This is a genomic window from Mesobacillus harenae (assembly GCF_013343715.1).
GTDB lineage: Bacteria > Bacillota > Bacilli > Bacillales > Cytobacillaceae > Mesobacillus_A > Mesobacillus_A harenae.
The window spans coordinates 210,917-236,640 of record NZ_JABUNR010000006.1 but is presented as its reverse complement, the minus strand read 5'-3'; the positions used below and the strand labels follow the sequence as shown (position 1 = coordinate 236,640).

Below are 25,724 nucleotides of genomic sequence, written 5' to 3'. Positions count from 1 at the left end.
TAGCGATTATCTGTCATTTTGTTAAAACATTTCTGTGAAACTTCCGATTCACTTTATGGGTATTAGCGAAAAACGACGGTTTTATTCCCATAGACAAGAATTTTATCATCCAGATGCCATTTTACGGCACGTGCTAGAACCATTCTTTCTATATCCCTGCCGACATTCTTTAAGTCAGGAATATGAAGCCGATGGTCGACACGTTCAACATCCTGCTCAATAATTGGCCCTTGGTCAAGCTCCTCTGTAACATAGTGGGCTGTTGCGCCAATAATCTTAACACCTCGTTGATAGGCCTGGCTATATGGATTTCCGCCTACAAAGGCCGGCAAAAACGAATGGTGAATATTAATCATTTGGTTTTGATACTTCTCAATAAACTCACCAGGAATGATCTGCATATACCGTGCTAAAATAACACTGTCAATTCTTTCTTTTTCTAAGAGTTCTAAATGCTGACGGGTTGCTTCCTCCTTCTGCCCCTTAACAACAGGAATATGGTGATATGGAATTCCCAATGACGTCACTAGTTCTTCCATGTCGGTATGATTGCTGATAACAAGTGGAATATCGGCATCCAGTTCTCCAGTCTGCCACCGGTATAGCAAATCCTGCAGACAATGATCCTCCTTAGATACAAAAATCGCCACTCGTTTCCGGTTCGCAGGCGTGGTAATTTTCCATTCCATTTTAAAGCTCTCTGCTATAGGTAAAAACTTCTCAGTTAAATCGTGCCATTTGTCAGCCAATCCTTCAAGGTGAAAGGCGATTCTCATAAAAAAGAGTCCGCCTTCCGGATCCGTGCTGTGCTGGTCAGAATGAGTGATATTAGCTCCTTGCTCAAACAAAAATGCAGAAACAGCCGAGACAATTCCCCGCTGGTCCTGACAACATATAAGTAATCTACCTTCCATTTGCATTTCCTCCTGTTTTGTCTTCGTGTTAATTATTGATTATATACAAAGATGAGCAGCCATGGGAACTAATTGAATTTAATCCTTGCATATTTTTGGACTTTTTTTGTAAAAACTGCCCTACCTAAGAGTTTACCACGGAAAAGTGATGTATTAATCCTTGACTTTCAAACCTTATGTTCCGATGGCACTTATAAACCCGACAATTAGGAAGAGTTTACTGCCTGTCTTAAAAAGGGACAAAGCTCTAAAATGCTATCACTGGCTTCTGGGACAAAACCAGCCTGTTCAGGAGCTAGTTAGTTATGGATTCTGGAAAATCATATGATAGTCGGCTAGCTAACTGAACTGATCTGTTCGTTGTTTAGCAAAATGTAAAGCTCCTTAGCTGTATTTTTAGATTGAACGTTCATTGCTAGCACCTCATTTAGGCTCTATAACAATTTTTCTTTTAAGCAAATCAATATCCAATAGTTGGATAGCACACAGACCGGATAAATCAATTTCTATACAGACACCTGTTTTTTCAAGTTTAATAACGTCACATAATAAATTCTCTGAGCTATCGTGTATAATCATTGGCTTCAGCAGGGAAATTTTAGCTCTGCAATTAGCCTTGTCAATTTCTTTCAACAGAAAATATTGAGATTTCACATGTTCCTTTTTGCCTTTTTTTTGATTTATACCGAAACCATCCAGCATAAGTAACCCCTTTTGATTAAACAATAAAAAAGGAATGCTGTCTGTACCAATCGTCTTGTGCAGTAACCTTCCGAAAAACTTTGTATTTGATTCAGCAATCATATCCTGAAACTCCTTTAGTTCTCCCAAAGCTTCGCAGACGCAAGATCCACCTGAATTTAAGTTACCCATAATCCCCCCTCCAATCCGCTGTTTTATTATAAGATATATAGATTACGTTTCATTAGTGCAATGATTGAATGAAATTAGACATAGGCATTTGAATTATTTAGAGGGGGAAAGCGAAACTGCGTAAGGTAAAAGCCGTTTGGCAACCTCAAATTCTCTATGTTTTGAGCCCGGTTTACAATTCACTTCAAATATCCATAACTTATGCTTTTGATCCAACCCGACATCAATTCCGAGTTCATCAAAATCGTGTTTATATAATGATTCAAAATGACCAGGAAACGTAAAGGAGAACTGTTCCAATTGCTCTTTTATTTTATAAGATTCAGCACCAAATTCATCTAGTAGAAATGGAAGAAGTTCCCCGCGATAACCTCCTCTGTTAATGTTGCTTATTAGTTTGCTAGTACCGCTAATCCGAGGATAAATAAGTGTAGTTTCCCACTCCTGTCGTCCATTTTTTTGAACATGTATACGAAAATCAAAAGCTAAACCTTTCTTGGTTTTACAAACAATATAGGGCTGAATAAGATACTTTTCTACAGAAATGAGAGTCTTCATATATGGCAAAAAATCTGAGTTGTGCAATATTTTCACTTGATCCGAATCAGTCAGAATGATTTGCTCACTGTGTTTTCTTTCGGCAAAATATACATTTCTTCCTTTATTACCTGAATAAGGCTTAATGACAACCTTCGAAAATTTATCAAGGAAGTTTAAAATACTCATCTCATTTTCTATTTTTACAGTGGGTATAAGGTAATCAGCAAAAATTTCTCCTTTAGATATTTTTTTATAAACTCTCATTTTGTTCCCTACAGAATAGCTTGTGAATTTACATTTTTGTTTTAGGCTATTTTTTACTTTTTGTTGTTTTTCCGTTATGGGCCCGATTAAATTAATAATTACATCTGGATAAGGCATTTTCTTCTTTATCCAGTTGCCGTTTTCATAAATCCAGCCCATAATATTTTCTTTTTCGATGGAAACATCCCGATACGAAAAATAAAAAAATTCCAGGCCTTCTATTTTAGCGACAGCTGCAAAGGGATAGGCCTTTCTTACGTTCTTCGGATGCTTAGGGTTGTGCAGCATACCAATTAGAGGCATTTTTCCCTCCTCCTATAAAGGTTCTATATAAAATTGAATTTGGTTTCTAGCCGATAACGCGATTTGTCTGGCTTTCTCAGGAGAGTCACCTGCTGCCACCACATAAGCATATCTATCACCCATTGAATAGGGCTGTGTTACAATTGTCCCTTTGCGGGGTTTTACATAGACAACTTTAACCCCTTGCATCTTTAAAGCCTTATTTTTTCCAGTGACCTTCAATAATTTTCCACTGGTATTGACGGTTGAAAAGGCAGCATAAACATGATCATTTTTAGTAGGAATAAAGGACGGAGACAGCTTTAAATTCAGCTTTATAATTTCCTGAACCAAGTTAACCCCACTTCCTTCCATGATAATTTTGTTCATAGCTCCGCCTGACATTCTGGGATTAACCTCGATAAGCTTCCATTCGTTGTTGACCATTTTCATTTCTAAATGACATGAACCATGCTGCATACCCAGAGTTTCAAGAATTTGTTCTATTTCTCTTAGGAGGTTTTCATATTCTTTACTCTTGAGTAAGGCTGGGAAAGCGTAGTCCGTTACTATGAAAGGATTGGCAGCCGAAAATTCCTGTTCGATCACACCAACTATATTTAGCCTTCCATGTATCATTACGATTTCAACTAAAAACTGTCTGCCAATTAGGTATTCCTCAATTAAAATCGGCTGGCCGGGAAACTTTGACTCAAGGTGCTTAATGGATCTTTTAAGGCTTTCTTTTGACATTGAGAGGTGGATATCTTTTGATCCGTTTGATAGAACGGGCTTTAATATAAGTGGCAAATTTTCAGCAAGCCTTTCTGACAGAGCTTCAGCTGTTTCATTTTGAGAGTGGACGTGAAAAAAAGGAGAGCTGAAAAGTTGTTGTAATGCTTTTCGAAACCGGGTTTTTTCTTCCATCAAATATAAAGCATCACTTGATAACTGGGTTAATCCAAACTTTTTTGACATAAAAGCTGCAGGGAAAACAAACGGATCAATCAAGCTCATAATTGCCTCGATTTTGTATCCTTGCAACTGGCACAAGTTTATTTCTTCTTCTACTCTAGACAAATCCAAAAGGTCGGGAAGAAGAACCATTTGGTGAACATCATTAAACTCGTCTCTCTGTTCGAGAAACTTTTTCCTGTCGGTCAATAAAATGGTGTAATATCCCATATCTTTAGCGATTTTTAGGGCTTCTCTGCTTGTTCCAGATTTATGTGCCCCAAGAAAAATAATTGATTTCATTGAAACAAACCATCTACCTTTTTATAAATTTGTATGGTTAGGCACTGATTTATCCAAGTTTATCCAGTCTCTTAAAAACCAGCCAGGTGTCTTAGGTAATATAGAATATGTGATTTAATCCCTCGGTAACGTTTATGTCCCCTTGTCGTTTGGTGACCGATGGTTCATTTCCAATATCCAAATGTTAAAGTCGCAATCTACGCCTAAATCAATAGCCGAATAGTTTATCCTTTATGTCTTTAACCTCGGAAGACTGGGTTCCCAATAAACTTGCTAAAACAGAATAACCGGTCTCTCCATTTCCTCCGCTTGATCGATTGCTAACTATACTGCCGGGAATACCACACCTCCCAATCCACCCAATGCATTTCCATAACTGGTTTTCGTCTTTTAAACAAATAGCCTGAAGTCGACAACTGGATTGCCACTGCAAGCTAGTTGCAGTTTTTGCTTAATAATATTCTTTTTGCCGTGAAGGCTTTTCCTCAAATAGGTTTTAAATTGGTCTTTGGAAAATGCCTGCTCAGTGTCGTTTCCTTGTTCTGAACTTTTTAGGAAATCCTTTAGATGGTTTAAGAAAAGTAGGACCGTGTTTTTCCAAAAAGTACAACAGTCTTTCAGGATTATGATAAAGCTCAGTGTAGGGCAAAAAATCCTTTATATATGGGGTTTGGACAAGGATTTTATATACTTTCCATTTAGAAAAAGATTGGGAATTGAAGATTTTTGGAGGTGGATTGCCACTCCCTTGCAAATACATCCGAATTCGCTTTTTTATCGTAACCTTCTATAGACCGCTATAGGAATAGGGCAAACAGTCTTCTGCCACGAAGCTGATTTTTGATCAAAGACTAAACCATGAATTTTTTCTAATATGCCTTCTGTTGAGAAGGGAATCAGCGCATCTGTAAAATGGGCGGAATGATCAATATAATGAGAAAGCCTTTTTAGTAATTTCTTTAATTTTTTCTCTGAATGTGCCGCAAGAATACCAATGAAGGGTCCAATAACAATGTTATCTATCATGATTTTTACCTTATATGAAAGAGAAACGGGAATCATTAGCTGTTTAAGACAATCTGAAGATAATGTTATTTCGTTTCTATTTTTATCATGTTTCACGATGATTTTTTATCAACACCATCCTGTCGCCAAAGGACAGATTTCTTTTCAAATCATTTTCGAGATTACTGGACTCCGCCAAATCATAAGGAATTGTAAGGGTGGAAGTTGTATTCCAATCTTCACTGTTGGAGTAATGTTCGCCCTAAGCCTCTCCCCTTGGAGTCCTGTATCACCCTTAATTTATTCATATGAAAATAGGATGTGAAAGGAAAATAAACATGAATTATAAGAAGCACATCATAACGAAACATCATATTTTTGCTGTTTGTCCCCTTCGCTTTATAAATGATTGAAGCATCAGGAATAGCACAATTAAAGTTGCCAATCCCAATAGGGTACTTCCTGTAATTCCAAGAACCAGAAACCCTGCTGATGATATAATCGCTGAGATAATCGCATAAGGTAATTGAGTAAGAACATGATCCATATGGTTACAGCCAGCACCTGTTGAGGACAGGATGGTTGTATCCGAAATCGGCGAACAATGATCCCCTACTACAGAACCGGCAAGAACTGCAGCAAGAGCAGGGAGAATGATAGTTGCGTCTATGCCAGCTGCGATACTGCCGGCAATTGGCAGCATGATGCCAAACGTGCCCCAGGAGGTACCAGTTGAAAATGACATAATGATCGCCACTAAAAATATCACTGCCGGTAAAACAGCTGTGCTGATGTTGGAGTTTTCCACTACATGAGCTAAAAAACTGCCAGTTTCAATCTGAGCGATCAGAGTACCAATCATCCAGGCAAATATTAGAATAAAACAAGCTGACAGCATTGAAGCCATCCCTGTATAAATAACTTTTGGCAAAAAAGCCGGCTGGATGCTTTTTGAGACGAGTATTTGTTTTAACACAAAGGCAGAAGCAACGGCTATTCCGATAAACCCACCGTATACGAGGGCGGTGGCTATATCTGTATTTTCGAAAATGGAGAACATGGTTGCCTTTCCTTTAGTTCCCTTATATCCAAGCCAGACAATGCTGGCTATAGTGCCTGATATTAATGCAAAGATCGGCCATATTAAGTCCCCGGTTCCTCCAGCATCACTTATTGGAAAACTTGTTTTTAATTCACCTGGAATCGGTTTTGTACGATCAAATAACTCTCCTGTCTCCTGGGCTTTTTTTTCTGCCAGCTTCATTGGACCTATATTAAAATTGTAAAAGGCAACGAGAAAGGTCATGACAATTGCTGAAATAGCGTACAAATTCATAGGTATAATTTGAAGATATGCTGATAATGGGCTATATTCTGTGATTCCATGTGTGGCTAATATAGAACCTATGATTCCAATCACATAAGCTCCCCAGCTTGAAAAGGGTGAAATGACAACTACAGGGGCGGCTGTCGAGTCAATAAAATACGCAAGCTTTGCCCGAGATATTCTGTGTTGGTCTGTAAGTGGCCTGCTAATCTGTCCCACGGCCATGCAGTTAAAATAATCGTCTATAAAAATCAATACCCCGGCTGTTGTTGTGAAAAGAGAGGCACCTTTTCTCGTTTTCACCCTCTTTAATAACCATGCACCAAATGCTTTTGTACCTCCTAAAATCGTTACCAATCCTGTAAAGATCCCTAGCTGCAGAACAAACACCAGCATGTAAACGTTCCATGTATTAATCCCCCCTTCTATATAGAATATTTGTGAGAAAGTGGTCCATGTAAGTGAAAGTGTTTCACCTACTAACATATTGCTAAGCAAAAACGCCGCTGAAACGATTCCAACCCCAAGGGAAAGTAAAACTCTCCTGGTCAATAGAGCCATTCCTATGGCAAGAATGGGTGGTATAAGTGAATAGATTGTCCCTTCCATTTTTCTCCTCCTTTATGCTTCATCTTAAAGTCACCCTAGTAAACTCCTATACATCCTTTAGGTGATATTAAAGTTGTAAGTTATTTTATGCGGTCTTTTCCTAACCGATTGTATTTTTTCATAGGCATTTAACTAAATTTCAACATCAAACATCCATTCATCCTTTAGACCCAAGGTAAGCATATTAAGTAAAATCTTTTAGTAGATATTAAGTGTAGCTGGAAAGAAACTGGGCAGCCTTAAACAGAAAAGAAGCGGCTTTTAGCGAATATCAACAATGATGTTTAATAAAGCCCAAAAGGATTAATATGTAGGGCAAGATGTGATTGGTAGAAGGAAATCGTTGTGAAAAAGTGGAATAACAATCAAAAAGGAGATTTGTACGTAAGGTTTAATTGAATTTTAATAAAAAAAAATTCAGAGTTAATCTGAATTTAAAATCCTGATAATGCTCTTGCATATTCTAAAGGTTTCGATCTAACTTCATAAAACAGCGATTTATCCTGAAGTTGTTTGAGCGTTTTTGTAAAATATCTTTTATTTATTTCTAAAATCCATATTTTGAAATCCGAGTCAATAATAAAATCTATTGCGACATCACCAAAGTTTCCTACAGACTTATCCAGATATTCGCAAATAGCAGTACAGGTGCTTTTCATGTATTTCTCAATATCATCAACTCGGTCTTCCTTTATATTAAAAACCTTTTTCAAGGTTTCCTTTCCATTTTTAATGACATCTAAATTTTGAGTATTTGTCGTTACTTCGCCTTCTTTAGAGAACCTGGCTATATATCCTGTACTTTTCCAATTCATCGATTTATTTTTTTGCATATAGATCCTAAAATCCACTATCTGTTTATTAAACTCTAAATTTACACCTTTTTGCACAATATACTTGGTGTTTAAGGTCTTCTTCAACCATTCCTCTAATTCAGCTTTTGATTTAAATATAAAAATTTCCCCCGAATGCTTTTTGATTATATATTCTCCATTTTTTAAAATGATTTTAATAATGCCATGTCCTAAAGAACCTCTTGCTGGTTTTAGATAAATCGATGAATGTTTTATTAACATTGTAATTACCTCATTTATATCATGTACAGTCGTAGTATCAGGAAAATGCGTCACAAGATCCTGTTCACTTTTTACATATTCCCATAACTCAACTTTATCGAAAAAATAGGAGTTGAAAATTTTTTCACCCATACTATTTAATAAGTCATGATATATTTTTTCTGGTATTTTTGTTCGTACATAAAGGGAATTGGGAAAAGGGAATATTCCCTTTTTAAACTTCTTCTTTCTGGTTACTGCATTTGGGTCGTAATAGTACCCTTCTATTTGCTTCTTTTCTGTATTAATTCCTTCCACTGTACAAATATAAATTAAACCTGTACTCTCTGAACAATTTCTGAAGCGTGAGGTCGTTCGCTTCAACACCTTCTGGGTAAGGCTCTTCTTTTTTTTATTTACGCAAATGGCTATAATAGGCCCAATGTAGATATTTCTTTCTTCCAACCTGATCTCATAAGCTAGTAAAGTAGGAATACTGACTATTTCTTTGATGTTTTCTGATAAACCTATTACTTCTTTTGAAATCTGATTGGTGAATATTACTCTAACAGGTATCTTAATACAACCCAAATTAATATTTAGCCGATTTGGGATCACCGTAAAGCGCTTTTCTAAGCTTGTATTTAAGTAGACAGAATCATTTTTACCTTCCATCCATTTTATTTGCATACTATACACTCACATTCTGATCTGGATTCTGAGTCAAGGTACTAGAAATTATTTCTAATGGATCAATTTTTTGATATTTGGTATCAATAAATGAAAAAAGTAAGGAAATCTCAGTGCAGCCCGCTAAAAATAAGTCAATATCTTTCTGTTTGTACTTTTCCAGAAGCCTCTGTATATCCTTGAGCCATGGATTATCCCAGGTAAAGCCTGCTTTAATGTCATTAATTATTGATGTTATCAATTCTTGTTCTTCTAGGGTAGGAATCAAAATTTGGTGCCCTCTTTTATAAAATTCTTTCTCATATAAACCGACTTTAATAGTGGCATTGGTAGCTAACAGCAAAATTTTATTTTTATTAAGGTCATAATTTTTCACAGTATAATGAACCGTCCCTTCAATCATGTTGTAGATGGGGACTGAGGTCTTATTTGCGAGTTCCTGATACCAATAATGGGCGGTATTACAAACTAGTATGATGAGGTTGGCACCTGAGTCCTCCAATTTTTTTACCGATTTGATAAGTTCCTTTAAAGGGCTCTCGGTACCTTGCATAATTGCATCGATTCTTGAGGGGATTTTAGGGTTGTTGTAAATAATCATAGGAATATGCTCCTGGTCAACCTTCACGTGTGTTTGTTGAATGATTCTTTTTGCTAACTCTATAGTGGTCAATGGCCCCATGCCGCCTAATATACCAAGAGTTAAAGACATTGTTATCCCCCCATTCTGCTTCTTTTTTGTTCTAAAATCCGGCTAATTTTTTTGCGTATAGCAAATTTGTTAATTTTAATTCCTCGTATAGATCTGGTTTTCCAGCAAAAACCATTATTTCATCATTAGGATAACGGTTATTTACTTCAATGATCCATAATCGTTTATCCTGATCGATTCCAAGGTCTATCGCTAACTTGCCAAAGTGCAGACTTGACGTATCAAGCATTTCTGCCACCATAACGGCAAGGGTTTTCATGTTCTTCTCCAAATCATCTAGTTCTTCCGTGGATATATTAAAAGCTTGCCGCAATATAGCTTCTCCCATTTCCACTTTTCCTCCGCTTGAACGGTTACTGACAACACTTCCGCTTTGACCTTGCCTTCCAACAAAACCTATAACCTTCCATGCTCCTTTTTTGTCTTTATCTATTGTTAAACGAAAATCAACGACTCTATCATTTAAAATATTTAAATTTAAACATGGCTGAATAATATAGGAATTCTTTTTGAAATTTGAGTGGAAAAACTTAGCAGGATTTTTTATAAACGTCGATTCTGATTTCTTGTTTTCAACTGTTTCTAATTTTATTCCGTCATCTATATAAGTTAACTTTGAGACTTTTCTTCCTTTAAATCCTGTAATTGGTTTCATGTATGCACAACGATAGACCATTAAAAATTGTAAGAGCTGATTATAATCTTTATAAAGTAATGTATTTGGAAGGTATTGGTTTATTTCGTCGAACTGACTAAGATATTCATGGACCTCCCACTTGGTTAAAGCCTTTTTATTAAATAACCCGCCTCTTAACATGGTTTGAAAATGTTCACTCCATTTTTGGGTGAGAACAATTTTAGGGAAAATAACATCAGGATACTGGAATGTTCCCTCGGTCCAGGTTTTTGTATCTGGGTTATACATATAACCTTTAATAGTAAACGCGCTGTCATTGATCCCTTGTAAAGAAAAAACAATAAGACATCCTCTTATTTTTTTATAATGCCGTGCATATACTTTCAATTTTTCTAAAGAGTCTTTTAGGTTTCCTTCTTTTTTCTTGGCGAGTATACCTATAAATGGTCCAATTCTTATTTCATCATTTATAACTTTTAGGTCGTATCTTAAATGAGTAAAAAGCTGCAATTTGGTTAGTAAATCTCCTGAAATTTGTAACTCCTTCTTATTGACTTCTTTGTCTATTACAATTTTTACATGGCTTGTTTTCATACCAAATTTTATAAATCTGTCTTTTGCATACTTTAAACCTAATTGTTCTGCCATTTGAGGATTCATTGAGACGGTTAAAAAACCAAATTTATCCTCTAAAATTTTAATATCCTCAATCACAGGATCCCTACTTTCTAGGATTGCTATGGGGTAATATATGCTGCATTCATTTACATGGTTATGAAAAACAAGTCAATGTCATGAAAATAGGCATCTTCCCTCTTCATTTCTCCTCTTGGTGAACACTTCCAGAGAAAAACACGATTACTAGCATACGGGTAACATGTAATTTGAAATTGATGAATGTATAGGCCATGGCTGGAGTGCGTTTTTTTAAAGAATGCATATATATATTGAATGAAGTTAGTGAAAGGAGACCCCTCATGAATTACTCAATTATTTTAAACGATCAGAATGGCGAAGCTTCCCTCTACCTAAATCATAAGACAAAAACAAAGTTAAAAATAAATGATTATATAGTGATTAAATTTGGTGTTTTGGAAAAAAATTTAAAAGTATCCGTGGATAAATCTTTACGAAATGGAGAATTGCGAATCCCGAAAAAATTAACGGATGCCATTTCCATTCCCGATTTACCATTCGAGTTTTACTTTAAAGAGAACAAATTAGTTCTGGGACCTGTAATAGGCTTTATTCCACAGTCATTTCTCTATCAGGATACTGACCTGTTGCTGCCCAGGTTTAGTAATTATGAGGAAATAAAAGGCTTGATATTTATCTTTGAGCAAGAAAATATAAATGGGAATAATTTAACAATAAAAGGAAAATATTATAACCCTAAATCAAAAACATTTGAGGAAGGTGTATTTCCCTTTCCGATGGCTGTGTACTCACGCATCTATATGAAAAAAAAGATAGTTAAATATTTTAAAGATGCCATTGGCAATAACCTATTTAACGTTCCTTATTATATAGGGAAACGTACATTTCATAAGATCATGAAAACATCTCCGAAAATCTCTCATCATTTACCGGTGACTAAGTTAAATAAAGGGAATAATCTCAGAGAAATGTTAAACGACTATAGCAGTATTTATTTAAAACCCTCCAATTTATCAAGAGGAAGAGGGATTTATCATTTAAAATCATCTAAAGGTGGCTATATATTGACTGACAATTTAAGCAATACAACCTTTTATCAAGAAAAAGATGAATTAATTGCTGAAATGTCAAAGAGATTAGATGAGAATTATTTAATCCAGCAAGAAATTATGATGTACCAAGACCATAAAAAGATAGATTTTAGAGTGTTCTTTCAAAAAGATTCTTCCCAAGAGTGGCAGTTTTCAGGTTTAGAGACAAGAGTGGCAAAGAAAGGCAGCATTATATCAAATTGGAATAATAGAGAGGATAATATTGTTGGAGAAAAGGGCCTAAGAAAATACCTCGATTTGAACGCCGATGAAGCAAATTCTATGATAGAGGAAATAACTATACTATGTATAGAGGCATTGAAAATAATGGAACGTAAAGGATATTTAATTGGCGATACAGCTATTGATATAGTCATTGATAAGGAAAAGAAAATATGGTTTCTTGAAGTGCAGCTCAATTATGGTGCCGAATACGTAAAAAAAAGAGGGAAAGAAGAAGATACATTATTGCCTTCAATCATTACTATTCCATTTGAATATGCTAAGTCCCTATCGGGGTTTAAATGAATCGCCGAAGTAATTAATACAAAAAAACTGCAGCCTATCATTTAAAATCATTAGAAAACAGTAGGTTAGCCCTAAATGGTCTGTAAACGTATTCCCCATTTATATAATTAAAAGAAACCTCTCCATCGGAATAGAGGGCACTGAAGAAGTCCTTTAACGATAAAAAAGCAGTAAAACCATTATAGGGTTTACTGCTTATTTCATTGATTATGAAACTATAAAATTTCCAGGTTGTGGATCATAGTATGCGTTGTCTGCATCCGGCTCCTAACCCCTCGAGTCGCTTCGGTCCAGCTCTTTTCCAGTTGCGCCTCCTAGCTAGTCAACCTGAATATACACCTTGGAATGTCTTGCGCAAAGCGTTAGCTTTAAGCATCTCGAGTCGCTTCGGTCTTGCCGATGAAGTCAAAAAGCGACTTAGCGTCTCTTGTACTTCTCCCACCTTCCTATGAGCCTTTTATGCTTCCCGGAGTAATCCTGATCCTCTCTCTGGCTCTTCTATATCACTCTTACTACCTTTCTTTTATTTAGGTATAACGGTCATCATTCTTTTTGGATGGACTAAGTTCAGAAAAATCTTAAAATATCGATTTAAATCGTTACTAATCTTAATGATAGCAATTGCTTTAAAATGTATAGCAACTGCTATCAAATATATATCCGCTTGATATTCATCCTGTATTCTCCTATTTACTCGTGTAAACAGCTTATGTTATCTACTCTATACCAACATAATTAAAGACCGATTTGCCTCACGCTCTGTATATCCCTAAAAAATATCGGTGTCGAATTTTGTTGCTCTCCTAGTCGACTAATCGACTGATAAAGACGTACTTTGTCTGATCGTGCGGTTGCCCGAGAAATAATTCTGAAATTTCCCTCAATTCAGAACGCCTTAATCATAAGCCGATTGTTTTAGGTAGTGGTCATTAATTGTTAAACTAAACTACATACTAAAGTTGAAAGGAGAACAAAAAAAATGAACATTTTAGTTATTGGAGCAAACGGTCAAATTGCCCAGCATTTCATAAAAAAAATAGCCCAAACACAACATAACGCTATCGCAATGATACGAAAAGAGGAACAGGTGGAATTGCTGAAGGCTTCTGGTGCTAATAAAGTAGTTGTAGCTGATCTTGAAAAAGATTTCTCCCATGCTTTTGATGGAATTGATGCTGTGGTGTTTGCAGCTGGATCAGGTGGTCATACTGGCGCCGATAAAACGGTAATGATTGATCTGTGGGGAGCGATTAAAGCGATCGATGAAACGGTTAAACATAACATTAATCGCTTTGTTATGATTAGTGCTATGAGCACTGACGATCCTGATGCTGGGCCAGAGTCGATGCGCCATTACCTAGTAGCCAAAAAATTAGCAGATGATCATTTAAAATCAACAAACCTTAAGTACACCATCGTTCGGCCAGGCCTTCTCACTAATGATGCACCGACTGGGAAAGTAAATCTTCAGGGAAAAATTTCTGACTATGAAGATCGAGCCATCACTCGTGAAGATGTAGCTGCCGTTCTTGCCGAAGTAATTGATAAGGAAAATACTTTCAAAAGAACTTTTGAGCTACTTAATGGCGACGTACCGATTTCTGAAGCTGTTAACAACTTCTCCTAAACAGAAAAAGCTCCTTAACCACGCTTCTTTCGGTTAAGGAGCTTTTTTTATCCATAGTATCCTACAGCAGAAAGGAGTACTACACCCGCGATTGTTATGGCCCAGCCAGTTGCCAATGCAATTCGGAAGGTTCTCCAGTTCTTAGTATCAAGCCAAACCGTCACTGAGATAATAATTGTAAATAAAATACCGAAGAAAATTGCAGCGAATGGGCTTGTTGGAGTTAACATATCGTACCATTTTAACAAGTTAACGTTCACCTTCTCGCCTCCTGTCCGCTAGGCTAGGTTTTTATACAAACTTTGACTGTTTGAATGGCAGGTGCACTAGCCTAAAATTCGAATCGGTCTATACAAATGGATACTTCTCAACTACTCTGCCATGTCTTCCCTTTGTTGATTCTGCTTGAGACATAGAATTAACTACCGCCTCTTCGGCCGCTTCAGCTGCAGCTGTAAAAAGCTGATTCATTATTAAATGATCTTCCCTGAGCTGCTTTCTGGTTTCAAGGCTTGATTGAACTTCATGTTTGATCTTGTTTGCTGTCGAAAATGCGATTACAATATCCCCGCTCCCATGGCTAAAGTGACTGCCAGTTCTTCCTAATCCAATACCGGTTCGTTTGCCAACCCTTTTTAGCTGTCGTTCATTTAATGGAGCATCTGTCCCAAGTATAATGATAATGGATCCATCAGTTGTTTTCTCTAAGCCTTCACACGAGCCTGAAGCAAAATTAGAATGCCGGAATTCTTCTTTTTTCCCAAAATTGCTCAATACTAAACAGCCTACAGTAAAGGTCAGATCTCCAGCATTAGCTAGCCTGGAAGAACACCCAATACCACCTTTGAATCCGAAGCATACCATCCCTTTTCCTGCACCGACTGCACCTTCTTCTGATAGATTTTCAGTTGCGTTATCAATAGCTTGTAGGGCATGTTCAAACTTAACTGGGAAGCGCCGGATTGAATTCAAGTGGGTGTCATTGCATTCACCGACAACAATATTAATCGTACCCGTAGTTTCACCAATTTCAGGATTTTGCCTAACCAGGTACTCTAGAGTACCTTGAGTAACTGCTGGGACACCAAAGGTATTTGTCAGCATAATCGGGGCTTCCAAAAGTCCAAGTTCATCCAATTGGACCAGTCCGGTTGTTTTTCCAAATCCATTCAGAACAAAGCTGGCAGCAGTGACTTTTTCTCTAAATAAGTTACCACCATGAGGCAAAATCGCCGTTACTCCTGTACAGGCATATTCATTACCCGTCTTGTCTAGAGGATAGTCAAGTGTTACATGCCCTACTTTAACTCCTGGTATATCAGTCAGGCAGTTTCTTTGTCCGGGGGGAAGATTCCCGATTTCAATGCCCCTGTCTCTAATTTTCATTATTTTTTGCCTTCAGAGAGCCAGGACGATTGTCGAGAAAATTTTGGTGCGCGAATCCTTTCACCTCATCTTCTTTAAAGTGCTTCAATAACTCGTTAATTAGGTTTTGGTACTTTGATGCGTCCTCAAGTCCTTTAACATAAGAAAAAATTCCGTCAAAATCGGAACCCAGACCCACTTGCTTCACACCGCCAAGGGAGCAGAGATGGTCAATATGCCGAACAACATCCCCTACCTTCGCTTTTCCGTCCTGTTTCACAAAAGGCGGGCAGTATACTACATGAATCATTCCGCCTTTGTCAAACATGGCTCTAGCCTGTTTGTCATACAGATTTCTAGGGTGTTCGCAGAGTGCCCTTGCATTAGAATGACTCGCAATTGGAAAGTGAGCAATTTCCATGACATCCCAAAAAGCGTTTTCACTTAGGTGGGATACATCTGTTAAAATTTCATGGTCATTATTAAATTTGACGATTTCTTTCCCAAGTAACGTCAGCCCGCCACCTCTCGGTTCACCTGCTCCGTCTGCTGCAAGGTTAGCATTGTTCCATGTTAAGCCGATCGAACGGACCCCAAGCTGATGGAGAATATTTAATTTAGTCAGATCGTTGCCAATCGCATCAACACCTTCAAGCGTCAGCATAGCCCCAATCTCGCCTGGCTTTAGATTGTCAAAATCTTCCCAGTTTTTTAAATGCCTCATTTCAGGATTTTTTCCCAGCACTTCCTTGTAAAAAAGATCGATTTGATCGAGAGCTGCCTGAAACTTTAAGTCAAAAGGAAGATCAGGCTCAATAAAAACTGCAAAGCATTGAACCATTACTTCTCCTTTTTGTAAACGTTTTTTATTTGTCTCAAGTTCTGGAGCATCTTCATACCGAAGAGTTCCTTTAGCCTCTGACAGCTTTAGCAATGCATCACAATGCAAGTCAATTATTTTCATATCCTACCCCCTAGATAAAAAAGGTCCGCCTAGACGAACCTTGAATACAAGTTATCTTAGCTATCCCCAGTAACTTGATTTTTCTGCAGTTTTTTACTCCTTTTTAATCAGCTCTAAAAAGTGCTTTAAAACACGCGCGGTCAATCCCCAAATTACTTTTCCTTCATATTGGTAAAATAATTCATCCATTTTCATTGTTTGCCAGTTGTAATTTTCGCCGCCAGCAATGAGATTAAATGGGAATCCTTCGTCAGGAATTACCTGAAAATTAATTTTAAATTGCTCTGGGTCTGATACTTGAAAAAAAGAGATTGGAACAGAAAATACTTCTCCTACCTCTGATGGATTAGGTTTGACTTTTTCTGGGTTTTTGATTGTTCCAACGAAGGGATAGATGATCGTCCCGAAGGCAGACACCATATAATCAAGCGGGAACACATTTTCAATCGATTCCTCGGGAATTCCTAATTCTTCGGATGTTTCGCGAAGAGCACAATGCTGTTCATCACGATCAGACATGTCGATCTTCCCGCCCGGGAAACAGATTTCACCCGGCTGTCTTCTTAAATGCATGGAACGGACTTCAAATAAGATATGAAGTTCGCCGTTCTTTTCGATTAATGGCAAAAGCACGGCATACTTTAAAAACTGCTCATTGCCAAGGACCCCAGGAGTCCGATCTTTTAATTTGCTGACAATCCTTTCAAGTTCCATTAACACACCTCACAACCGTTACCTTATCCTTTTATTATACCGTGAAAAAGCGGGCAACAACATTAGAAAGCTCCCTTTTTATCATACGGAATTTATCATAATCCTTATTTTTGCACAAATAAAAAGGGCATTAATTTTCAATGCCCTTTTTGTCCTTTTATTTGGCAAAAAGCCGTTTGCTGAATGACACCCAGAAACTAGTTCCCTTGGATAGTCCTGCTTTTTTGCTGTTTATTCTGCTAATTTGCTAACCTCTTCCGGCTGCCTTGCCTTTAATCAGATTCCAGATAACTAAAATGACACCGACAACAAGCAAAATATGAATAAGTCCTCCTGCGATCTCAAACATGAACCCTAAAATCCAAAGTACAAGGAGAACTCCAACGATGGTCCATAGCATATTAACTCACCCTCCTCCTATAGCGATTTGTTAAGGTTATCTTACCCGTCCTTTTATTCTTTAAAACAAACAGCCTAATAATTTTTAAACTTGGATAAAATATTATGAGCATGTTTGTGTTTGCATAGGAAAATCCATTGTGTAACACTGTAATCTGTAATTGAAAAATTCTTATTGAGGAGAACTAGTTAATATGGCTGACTATAAGATATTATTTTTGGACATTGACGGAACTATTATAAGACCGGATGACAGAATTGAGGATTCTACTATGGCGGCAATTTCAGAGGTTAAGGATAAAGGCATTCATGTTGTTCTGGCGACTGGCCGTCCGCTGCATGAGATCGCTGATATCGGAAAATTGTTAAATGTAGATACATTTGTAGGGTATAACGGGGCCCTTGCTATTCACAATCATAATGAGATATTTGCAAAACCTATGGATCCGGCAAATGTAGAGTACATCTTAAAAGTAGCACGGGAGCAAAACCATGAACTTGTCCTTTATACGAGCGACAGAAACTACCTGACTACGTATGAGACGGAAGCAATGCAGAAATTTATAGCACAATTTCATCTGTCTCAAAATGAAAAATTCACGATGGATGTGATAGATAAGGTCCTTGGTATAACCGTTCTTACTAATGACCCGTCTGAACAGACAAACTATCAATTTGATGAGGATATTAACCTTGCACAGGTGAACATCGGCGGCATGAATCACTGTTTCGATGTTATAAGACAAAGCGTTAATAAAGGGGTAGCTGTTAAGGTCCTGCTCGAGCATTTCAAATATGAGCGCGCCAGCTCGATCGCTTTTGGGGATGGTCTAAACGATAAAGAAATGCTTGCTTATGTAGGAGAAGGCTTTGCAATGGGCAATGGCCATCCCGATTTATTTCAGCATGCCAAACGAAAAACTACCGACGTCACCAACTCAGGAATCTACAACGGCTTAAAAGAACTTGGCCTTATTGATTAAGAAGAAAAAAGGTGACAGGCACCATCCAGTTTTCTGGATGGTGCCTGTCACCTTTACTTTTCTAAACAGAAACGCTAGAGAAAAATTCATCATACAGAGCATGAACGGCAGCTTTCTCACCGGGTTCCTTTACACCGAACATCATACTCACTTCTGATGAGCCTTGGTTAATCATTTCAAGGTTCACTCCTGCTCGTCCGAATGCATTAGCTGCCCGTGCCATTGTACCGACCCGCTTACGCATTCCTTCCCCGACTATCATGATCAGAGCAAGATCTCGAGTGATCTTTATCTCATCGACCTGCAATTCTTGTTTAAACCGGTCCATGATCGCTTTTTCCTTTTCAGAATCAAGCTGGCTCTGCCTGATGATTACGGAAAGATCATCAATTCCAGAAGGAACATGTTCATATGAAAGGCCAAAATCTTCTAAAATATGTAAAAGTTTTCGCCCGAAACCAACTTCTCTATTCATTAAATACTTGCTGACGTAAATGCTGCAAAAACCAGTATCACTGGCGATTCCTATAACGGGACCATTCGTAGAGGCACGTTCCTGAACGATCCTAGTTCCAGGTGCAGATGGGTTATTAGTATTTTTTATCTGCACGGGGATACCTGCACGGAAAGCAGGTATTAACGCTTCGTCATGAAACACGGCAAAACCGGCATAAGCAAGCTCTCGCATCTCACGATAAGTCAGCTCACGAATTTCGCGAGGGTTTTTGACAATATTAGGATTAACAGAATACACAGCATCCACGTCTGTGAAGTTTTCGTACAATTCTGCCTTTATGGCGTTAGCTAAAATAGAGCCAGTTATATCAGAGCCGCTCCGTGAGAATGTTACGACATCTCCTTGGCTGTTATATCCAAAGAAACCCGGAAAGACAACAATACCCGGCCGCTCACGCAGCTCGTAAAGTTTCTCATAAGATTCAGGCAATACCTGGGCATTTCCAGGTTCATCACTTACAATTAAGCCGGCTTCTCCAGGATTCACATAGCTCGCTTCAAGACCTTGCTGTTGAAAATACGCAGCAACCAGGCGGGCATTATTGTCTTCACCGCTCGCTTTAACAGCTTCCATATAGCGATCAGGATTACTTCTATCACCGTTTAATACGTCAAGGATATTCTTGCGTATCTGGACTGCAATCTCAGCAGGAACCCCGAGATCTGCGGCCAGGCTGGCGAATCGGTCTTCGATTACCCCCACAAGTTCATCTGCTGCTCCTTCTCTGATAAAACGTTCAGCGCAGCCAATTAATAAATCGGTTATTTTAATATCGTCGGCAGACCTCTTTCCCGGTGCTGAGACAACGACCACTTTCCGGCTTGGATCAGATTGGACAATATCAAAAACTTTTTTTAGCTGTTCTCCAGAAGATAAGGAGGAACCGCCGAACTTTATGACTTTCATATTTACATCCCCTGTTCTCTTTATACAGTTTAGTATTTATTATTGCGCGAAATTAGAAAGGAATCAAGGGTTTTTTCTATTCTGTATGGACAAATGTATTTTTATAGAGGACTATCCTTCGGAATTCTGCTGAACTATCATTATTTATATAATAGTTTTTCAAATTATATTAAAAAATTAATAGAGTGAATTTTAACCAATAATTATGATTATTTGACTATTCTTTCTACTAAAGTATAATTAGATAATACTTTTGGATTCCTTATTTTTGTTACATAATTCTGTTCTCTCTTATTTGCCATTTTATTAAGAATCATCTATTTAAGTTAACAAAGAATAATAGTGTGGAACAGACGAAACCCTCTTTTCTTTCCGTAAATATTTATGAAGATTGCACTTTACATTGCCTAAAAATAAACTAAATACAGGGGGGATTTTAATGGATTACCAGCTCCATCCACTGGGCGATCAGGCGGTAGTTATTGAACTGGGCGAAGAAATTAATTTAGAAACTCAGAAAAAGGTCAAAAGGTTATCAACCTTTTTAGAAAAAAATCATGAAACATGGATGGTTGAATACATACCTGCTTTTACAACCGTAACATTATTTTATGATCTGCTTGCTGTATCACAATTATCACAAAACTCAGTCCTTCCCTACCAAGCAGTTTGTTCTTATATAAATAAGATTATAAAGAGTCTTGGCACTGATGAAGAAGTGGATCAAAGGACTATTGAGATACCAGTCTGTTATGGAGGAGAGTTTGGTCCAGATTTAGAGTATGTCGCTGAACATAACGACTTGACACCTGAAGAAGTTATCAAGATTCACTCTGAGGGTGACTACCTAGTCTATATGATCGGCTTTGCCCCAGGTTTTCCTTACATTGGCGGGATGTCAGAAAAGATTGCCACACCCAGAAGGAAATCACCCAGATTAAAAATCCCTCCCAGAACAGTAGGAATTGCGGGGATACAAACGGGTGTTTATCCAATCGAAACTCCAGGCGGCTGGCAATTAATAGGACAAACCCCAATAAAGCTTTTTAGACCACTGGATGATTCACCGAGTCTTCTGCAGGCAGGAGACAAAATAAAATTCTTTCCAATCAGTTACGAAGAATATATGAACTGGGAGGATGACAAATGATTAAAATCCTAAAACCAGGCTTGCTTTCTTCTATTCAGGACTTGGGGAGATATGGGTATCAGAAATACGGTGTGATTGCGAGCGGAGTGATGGATCCCCTTGCACATCGATTAGCCAATTTACTTGTAGGCAACAATGAGCTGGAACCAACAATGGAAATTTCATTACTGGGACCAACCATCCAATTTGAAGAAGACATGCTTATATCTATTGCAGGAGCAGACTTATCTCCTACGATAAATGGTGAAGCTGTAAGTCCTTGGCGTCCCATTTTTGTAAAAAAAGGCGCCGAGTTAAAATTCGGCTACGCAAAATACGGATGCCGTGCCTATCTTGCAGCGGCTGGCGGATTTGCTGTCCCGTCCGTAATGGAGAGTAAATCAACTTATCTGCGTGCTGAAATTGGCGGTTATAACGGAAGGGCTTTAAAAGAAGGCGATATACTAAAGGTTACTCCCCCTTCTGTTCTTTCTCAAAAAATATTTGAATCCTTAAAAGGAAATCAATTGTTTACTGAAATGGACTGGACAGTTGCCGCGGATTTACTTCCGGATTTAGCAGACCAATCTCGTATACGTGTAATACCAGGAAGGCAATTTTCTTTGTTCAATAAAGACAGCCAGATTGCCATTTTTAACGATCCTTTTGAAGTAACGGCCCAGTCTGACCGAATGGGTTACCGTCTGAAAGGCAAAGAGATGGCTTTGGAAAAACAGGAAGATATGATTTCTGAGGCCGTTAGCTTTGGTTCTATCCAAGTTCCTCCTGACGGCAATCCAATCGTTTTATTAGCGGACAGACAAACGACGGGCGGTTATCCTAAAATAGGCCAAATTGCCACGGTCGATCTTCCGCTGATAGCGCAGGCCAAACCGGGTGATTCTATTTCATTTACGGAAGTGACACACGAAGAAGCTCAAAGATTGTATTTAGAGAGAGAAGAAAAGATTCAACAGCTTAAGCAAGGTATAAAGCTAAAATTTAGATAGGAGGAATAAATAATGAATATTGTCGATTTAAACTGTGATATGGGAGAAAGTTTCGGAGCCTACCTAATGGGAAGAGATGAAGAAATTTTGGAGTTTGTTACTTCAGCAAATATTGCTTGTGGTTTTCATGCTGGCGATCCTGCCACAATGCGGAAAACAGTAAAGCTTGCGCTTGAAAAGAATGTAGGTTTAGGGGTCCATCCTGGTTTGGATGATTTGGTTGGATTCGGAAGAAGAGATATCGCCGTTTCCCCACAAGAAGCTTATGACCTTGTAGTCTATCAAATTGGGGCCCTATCTGCTTTTGTAAAAGCTGAAGGAGGAAAACTCCAGCATGTTAAGCCTCATGGTGCTCTATTTAACATGGCCGCAAAAAATGCTCCATTATCTGAAGCAATTGCTGAAGCGGTTTATAAAGTTGATCCTGAACTGGTTCTTTTTGGGCTGGCAGGAGGAGAACTAGTAAAGGCCGGAAAACGTATTGGACTTCGATCTGCTAGTGAAGTCTTTTCTGACCGTACATATCAGGAAGATGGTTCATTAACTTCCAGGCGAGAGGCTAATGCTTTGATTAAAGATCCTAAAACTGCCGTGAGCCAAGTTATTCGTATGGTTAAAGAGGAAAAAGTAACATCCCTACAGGGTTCAGATGTTTCAATTAAAGCGGATACTATCTGCATCCACGGCGACGGGGAAAGTGCTCTGGATTTTGCCAGGTATATCCGGTCTTCTCTGCAAGACGCTGGGATCAAAGTTGCCAAAATAGGTGACTTTTTAACATAAACATATTATTAGGGGGAATTGAAATGGAACAGAAAAAGGCTAGTAGAAGTTTACTTTTGGGTGCCGCCTTTCTTATGGCGACATCCGCAATTGGACCAGGTTTTCTTACGCAAACCACCGTTTTTACAGAAACACTCCTTGCGAGCTTTGGGTTTGTAATTCTGATTTCAATCATCATTGATATCGGAGCTCAGATGAACATTTGGAGAATTATTGCAGTGGCTGAGAAACGTGCTCAGGATATTGCCAATGATGTTTTGCCTGGTTTAGGGTTTTTCCTAGCTGCCTTAATTGTAGCCGGAGGTCTCGCCTTTAACATCGGTAACATTGCAGGTGCAGGTCTAGGTACAAATGTTCTTTTTGGAATTTCACCAGAAATGGGAGCCCTTTTTAGCGGGATTGTAGCGGTCGGTATCTTCCTCGTTCGTGAGGCAGGCAGAGTTATGGACCGTTTTGCTCAGATACTTGGATTTGTGATGATTGCTCTTACTGTTTATGTTATGTTCACGGCGCAGCCCCCTATTGGAGAAGCGGTCGTAAAAACCTTCGTTCCCGATACTATTGATATTCTTGCTATTATTACACTTGTTGGGGGAACGGTTGGAGGATATATAACGTTTGCTGGTGGTCATCGCTTAATTGATGCTGGTATAAAAGGTAGAGAATCTCTGCCAGAAGTAACCAAAAGTTCAATCAGCGCAATTGGTATTGCCTCAATTATGAGGATTTTCCTTTTCCTAGCAGCATTAGGTGTTGTTTCACAGGGCCTAGCTCTTGATCCGGCAAACCCGCCTGCATCAGTCTTCCAGCATGCTGCAGGAAATATTGGTTACAAAATATTCGGTGTCGTCATGTGGGCTGCTGCTGTTACATCTGTTGTAGGAGCTGCTTATACGTCCGTATCGTTTATCAGAACGTTTAGCCCGACTCTAGAGAAGTATCATAAATGGTTAATTGTTGGTTTTATTATAATTTCTACAGCTGTCTTCGTTTCAATAGGTCGACCTGTTAAAATTCTTATTTTAGTTGGGTCCTTGAATGCGTTAATCCTTCCGATCGCTTTAGGGGTAATGCTTATCGCAGCTCACAAAGTAAAAATTGTTGGGGATTATAAGCACCCTCTTTGGATGACTATCTTTGGAATCATTATCGTTGTGGCAATGTCCTATATGGGCGGATACTCTTTAATTAATGGAATTCCACAATTGTTTAAGTAAACTTTAAAAGGAGGATTTATAAAATGAGCAGCAATGCTGAACTTACTCCTGTTAAGGCTAGAGAAATGATAAGAGAGAATCAATGGCTAAAACCTACATCGGGTCTTGCAAATGGATTCATTCAGGGTAATTTGGCCGTCCTACCCAAGGATTTAGCCTTTGAATTTCTATTGTTTTGCCAGCGTAATCCTAAAGCTTGTCCGATTATTGATGTGACTGAACCAGGTTCCGGGATCCCTGCTCTCTCCGCACCCAATGCGGACCTAAGAACAGATATCCCCAAATACAGGATATACCGAAATGGTGAATTCACTGAAGAAAGAACAGATATTTCAGACCTTTGGGACAAAGATATGGTGGGCTTTTTGATAGGATGCAGCTTCACCTTTGAAGAAGCACTGTTAAAGAACGGCATCCCGATTCGCCATATAGAAGAGAGTTGCAATGTTCCAATGTATAAAACAAACATCCCTTGCGTGGAAGCAGGAAGATTTAGCGGTCCAACTGTTGTCAGTATGCGGCCTATGCCGGAAAAAGACGTTGTAAGAGCTGTCCAGGTTACAAGCCGATTTCCATCAGTGCACGGAGCGCCCATTCATATAGGCAACCCAGAAACGATTGGAATCAAGGATATTCATAACCCCGACTTTGGAGACAGTGTCACAATCAAAGACGGCGAGGTTCCTGTCTTTTGGGCCTGCGGAGTAACACCCCAGGCGGTTGCTATGCATATAAAGCCCGACATAATGATAACTCACGCACCAGGCCACATGTTTATAACCGACCTAAAAAACGAACAATTCAGCATTTTATAATTAAAAGCGGAAGCGCCTGTCCAGTCCCGACCAACTTAATGTGAAGCCGACTGTTTAGCTTCGACAAGCGCTGGAGGGCCATCTGTTGAAGTCGTTTTTTGACTTCAACAGATGGACCGAAGCGACTCGAGAAGCTAGGAGGCGAAGCTGGATAACCTAAAAGCGGAGCCGACCGCACAGAAACGAGCAAACTGGAAGCTACTGTTGTTTTACAGACTCTGTTACAAAATACTTATGCTTAAAAAAAGACCATCTTGCTGATATTATCACCCCTTTAAGTAGACATTCAAAAATCCTTCCAAGATATCATGAAGGAAAGAATGTGACTTAAGGGGGTTTTTAGTAAATTAAAGCACCTCTGAATCACCTTTTTATTTTTTCAAACAAAAATTGTACACCGTATAATAAATATGCCTTATAGTGAATGTAGATAAAAAACTGAAGCCGATTTAACCGATTTAGACGTACGATCTTAAATTTTTTAAGAATATCCATGAAAAGAAAAGCAAATAATCCATCAGCAATAGCATTTAGTAACACAAACTTTTTAAAGTTCCCGTACGATATTTTAAGCAACCACATTGAAAGAGGCATGTAAGGCCCTACACTAAAAGGAAGTTCATCCTTTATAAAGGCTTTTGGCTTACCGTAAAACTTCCACCAATTCTGCTTGTGACCATACATATGATTAATAATCTCAAAAATGACAATAAAAACGCCTGCTACAGAATAACGTTTCACACTACGCTTTCCTATAAATAGCAATGATAACCATGGAATCATTATTATAGAAATATTAAATACTAAGTGCCTTCTTGATACCATAAGCGATTTCACCTCAACCTACTTCTCGA

General features: G+C 38.3%; 26 protein-coding genes. 8 read left to right on the top strand and 18 right to left on the bottom strand.

Annotation, left to right across the window (positions count from 1 at the left end):
- Positions 1-62: 62 nt before the first annotated feature.
- From purU to HRJ06_RS23575, 11 genes are all read right to left on the bottom strand, one after another.
- Complete coding sequence (gene purU, locus HRJ06_RS09720; RefSeq protein ID WP_174732468.1) at positions 63-920, bottom strand: formyltetrahydrofolate deformylase; 858 nt, start codon at positions 918-920, stop codon at positions 63-65.
- Between the two features lie 417 nt (positions 921-1,337).
- On the bottom strand, positions 1,338-1,787 hold the full coding sequence (locus HRJ06_RS09715) for a CotY/CotZ family spore coat protein (protein ID WP_174732467.1): 450 nt from the start codon (positions 1,785-1,787) through the stop codon (positions 1,338-1,340).
- 93 nt (positions 1,788-1,880) lie between these two features.
- Entirely contained in the window at positions 1,881-2,750 is an 870-nt protein-coding gene (locus HRJ06_RS09710; protein ID WP_174732466.1) for a YheC/YheD family protein, read from the bottom strand.
- Positions 2,751-2,906: 156 nt separating this feature from the next.
- Entirely contained in the window at positions 2,907-4,130 is a 1,224-nt protein-coding gene (locus HRJ06_RS09705; RefSeq protein ID WP_174732465.1) for an ATP-grasp domain-containing protein, read from the bottom strand.
- Positions 4,131-4,338: 208 nt separating this feature from the next.
- Positions 4,339-4,563 (bottom strand): YheC/YheD family protein, encoded by a 225-nt coding sequence (locus HRJ06_RS23690; protein WP_422392726.1) that lies wholly within the window; start codon positions 4,561-4,563, stop codon positions 4,339-4,341.
- 90 nt (positions 4,564-4,653) lie between these two features.
- Complete coding sequence (locus HRJ06_RS23685) at positions 4,654-4,890, bottom strand: YheC/YheD family protein (protein ID WP_422392725.1); 237 nt, start codon at positions 4,888-4,890, stop codon at positions 4,654-4,656.
- A 14-nt stretch (positions 4,891-4,904) separates the two neighbouring features.
- The gene (locus HRJ06_RS09700; protein ID WP_174732464.1) at positions 4,905-5,156 is read right to left on the bottom strand and encodes a hypothetical protein; all 252 of its coding nucleotides are present in this window, start codon (positions 5,154-5,156) and stop codon (positions 4,905-4,907) included.
- Positions 5,157-5,505: 349 nt separating this feature from the next.
- Entirely contained in the window at positions 5,506-7,071 is a 1,566-nt protein-coding gene (locus tag HRJ06_RS09695; protein WP_174732462.1) for a Na+/H+ antiporter NhaC family protein, read from the bottom strand.
- 434 nt (positions 7,072-7,505) lie between these two features.
- The gene (locus tag HRJ06_RS09690) at positions 7,506-8,816 is read right to left on the bottom strand and encodes a YheC/YheD family endospore coat-associated protein (RefSeq protein WP_174732460.1); all 1,311 of its coding nucleotides are present in this window, start codon (positions 8,814-8,816) and stop codon (positions 7,506-7,508) included.
- Between the two features lies 1 nt (position 8,817).
- Positions 8,818-9,528 (bottom strand): cysteate racemase, encoded by a 711-nt coding sequence (gene cuyB, locus HRJ06_RS09685; protein WP_174732459.1) that lies wholly within the window; start codon positions 9,526-9,528, stop codon positions 8,818-8,820.
- Between the two features lie 31 nt (positions 9,529-9,559).
- A complete protein-coding gene (locus tag HRJ06_RS23575; protein WP_174732457.1) occupies positions 9,560-10,879 on the bottom strand; it encodes a YheC/YheD family protein in 1,320 nt (439 codons plus the stop codon).
- Positions 10,880-11,142: 263 nt separating this feature from the next.
- On the opposite strand from HRJ06_RS23575, the gene HRJ06_RS09675 reads away from it, so the two are divergent.
- On the top strand, positions 11,143-12,441 hold the full coding sequence (locus HRJ06_RS09675) for a YheC/YheD family protein (protein ID WP_174732455.1): 1,299 nt from the start codon (positions 11,143-11,145) through the stop codon (positions 12,439-12,441).
- A gap of 979 nt (positions 12,442-13,420) precedes the next feature.
- A complete protein-coding gene (locus tag HRJ06_RS09670; protein WP_174732453.1) occupies positions 13,421-14,068 on the top strand; it encodes an SDR family oxidoreductase in 648 nt (215 codons plus the stop codon).
- A 47-nt stretch (positions 14,069-14,115) separates the two neighbouring features.
- On the opposite strand, the gene HRJ06_RS09665 is transcribed toward HRJ06_RS09670, so the two are convergent.
- The 5 genes from HRJ06_RS09665 to HRJ06_RS09645 all read right to left on the bottom strand — a co-directional run bounded on the left by HRJ06_RS09665 (position 14,116) and on the right by HRJ06_RS09645 (position 17,511).
- Positions 14,116-14,328 (bottom strand): hypothetical protein, encoded by a 213-nt coding sequence (locus HRJ06_RS09665; protein ID WP_174732451.1) that lies wholly within the window; start codon positions 14,326-14,328, stop codon positions 14,116-14,118.
- 88 nt (positions 14,329-14,416) lie between these two features.
- Positions 14,417-15,454 carry a DmpA family aminopeptidase gene (locus tag HRJ06_RS09660; protein ID WP_174732449.1) on the bottom strand — a complete coding sequence of 346 codons (1,038 nt, stop codon included), beginning with the start codon at positions 15,452-15,454 and terminating at the stop codon, positions 14,417-14,419.
- Entirely contained in the window at positions 15,444-16,397 is a 954-nt protein-coding gene (locus tag HRJ06_RS09655) for a dipeptidase (protein ID WP_174732447.1), read from the bottom strand. The genes HRJ06_RS09660 and HRJ06_RS09655 overlap by 11 nt, the downstream gene beginning before the upstream one ends.
- Positions 16,398-16,490: 93 nt before the next feature.
- Positions 16,491-17,111: an NUDIX hydrolase gene (locus tag HRJ06_RS09650; protein ID WP_174732445.1), complete on the bottom strand. Its 621-nt coding sequence runs from the start codon at positions 17,109-17,111 to the stop codon at positions 16,491-16,493.
- A gap of 247 nt (positions 17,112-17,358) precedes the next feature.
- Complete coding sequence (locus HRJ06_RS09645; protein WP_174732442.1) at positions 17,359-17,511, bottom strand: lmo0937 family membrane protein; 153 nt, start codon at positions 17,509-17,511, stop codon at positions 17,359-17,361.
- A gap of 193 nt (positions 17,512-17,704) precedes the next feature.
- Between HRJ06_RS09645 and HRJ06_RS09640 the strand changes: the two genes are divergently transcribed.
- Complete coding sequence (locus HRJ06_RS09640) at positions 17,705-18,493, top strand: HAD family hydrolase (RefSeq protein WP_174732440.1); 789 nt, start codon at positions 17,705-17,707, stop codon at positions 18,491-18,493.
- A 61-nt stretch (positions 18,494-18,554) separates the two neighbouring features.
- Here HRJ06_RS09640 and HRJ06_RS09635 read toward each other — a convergent pair whose 3' ends face one another.
- Positions 18,555-19,916: an aspartate kinase gene (locus HRJ06_RS09635; protein ID WP_174732438.1), complete on the bottom strand. Its 1,362-nt coding sequence runs from the start codon at positions 19,914-19,916 to the stop codon at positions 18,555-18,557.
- Between the two features lie 439 nt (positions 19,917-20,355).
- Here HRJ06_RS09635 and pxpB point away from each other — a divergent pair, with 439 nt between their 5' ends.
- From pxpB to HRJ06_RS09610, 5 genes are read left to right on the top strand one after another with little or no spacing between them, the layout of a single operon-like run.
- On the top strand, positions 20,356-21,066 hold the full coding sequence (gene pxpB / locus HRJ06_RS09630; RefSeq protein ID WP_197969904.1) for a 5-oxoprolinase subunit PxpB: 711 nt from the start codon (positions 20,356-20,358) through the stop codon (positions 21,064-21,066).
- On the top strand, positions 21,063-22,055 hold the full coding sequence (locus HRJ06_RS09625) for a 5-oxoprolinase subunit C family protein (protein WP_174732436.1): 993 nt from the start codon (positions 21,063-21,065) through the stop codon (positions 22,053-22,055). The genes pxpB and HRJ06_RS09625 overlap by 4 nt, the downstream gene beginning before the upstream one ends.
- A gap of 12 nt (positions 22,056-22,067) precedes the next feature.
- Positions 22,068-22,838, top strand: coding sequence for a LamB/YcsF family protein (locus tag HRJ06_RS09620; protein WP_174732434.1), 771 nt, complete (start codon positions 22,068-22,070; stop codon positions 22,836-22,838).
- Between the two features lie 23 nt (positions 22,839-22,861).
- Positions 22,862-24,055 carry an NRAMP family divalent metal transporter gene (locus tag HRJ06_RS09615; protein ID WP_174732432.1) on the top strand — a complete coding sequence of 398 codons (1,194 nt, stop codon included), beginning with the start codon at positions 22,862-22,864 and terminating at the stop codon, positions 24,053-24,055.
- A gap of 23 nt (positions 24,056-24,078) precedes the next feature.
- Positions 24,079-24,870, top strand: a complete 792-nt coding sequence (locus HRJ06_RS09610) for a putative hydro-lyase (RefSeq protein ID WP_174732430.1) — start codon at positions 24,079-24,081, stop codon at positions 24,868-24,870.
- 363 nt (positions 24,871-25,233) lie between these two features.
- Here HRJ06_RS09610 and HRJ06_RS09605 read toward each other — a convergent pair whose 3' ends face one another.
- Positions 25,234-25,695: a hypothetical protein gene (locus tag HRJ06_RS09605; protein WP_174732428.1), complete on the bottom strand. Its 462-nt coding sequence runs from the start codon at positions 25,693-25,695 to the stop codon at positions 25,234-25,236.
- Between the last annotated feature and the right edge of the window lie 29 nt (positions 25,696-25,724).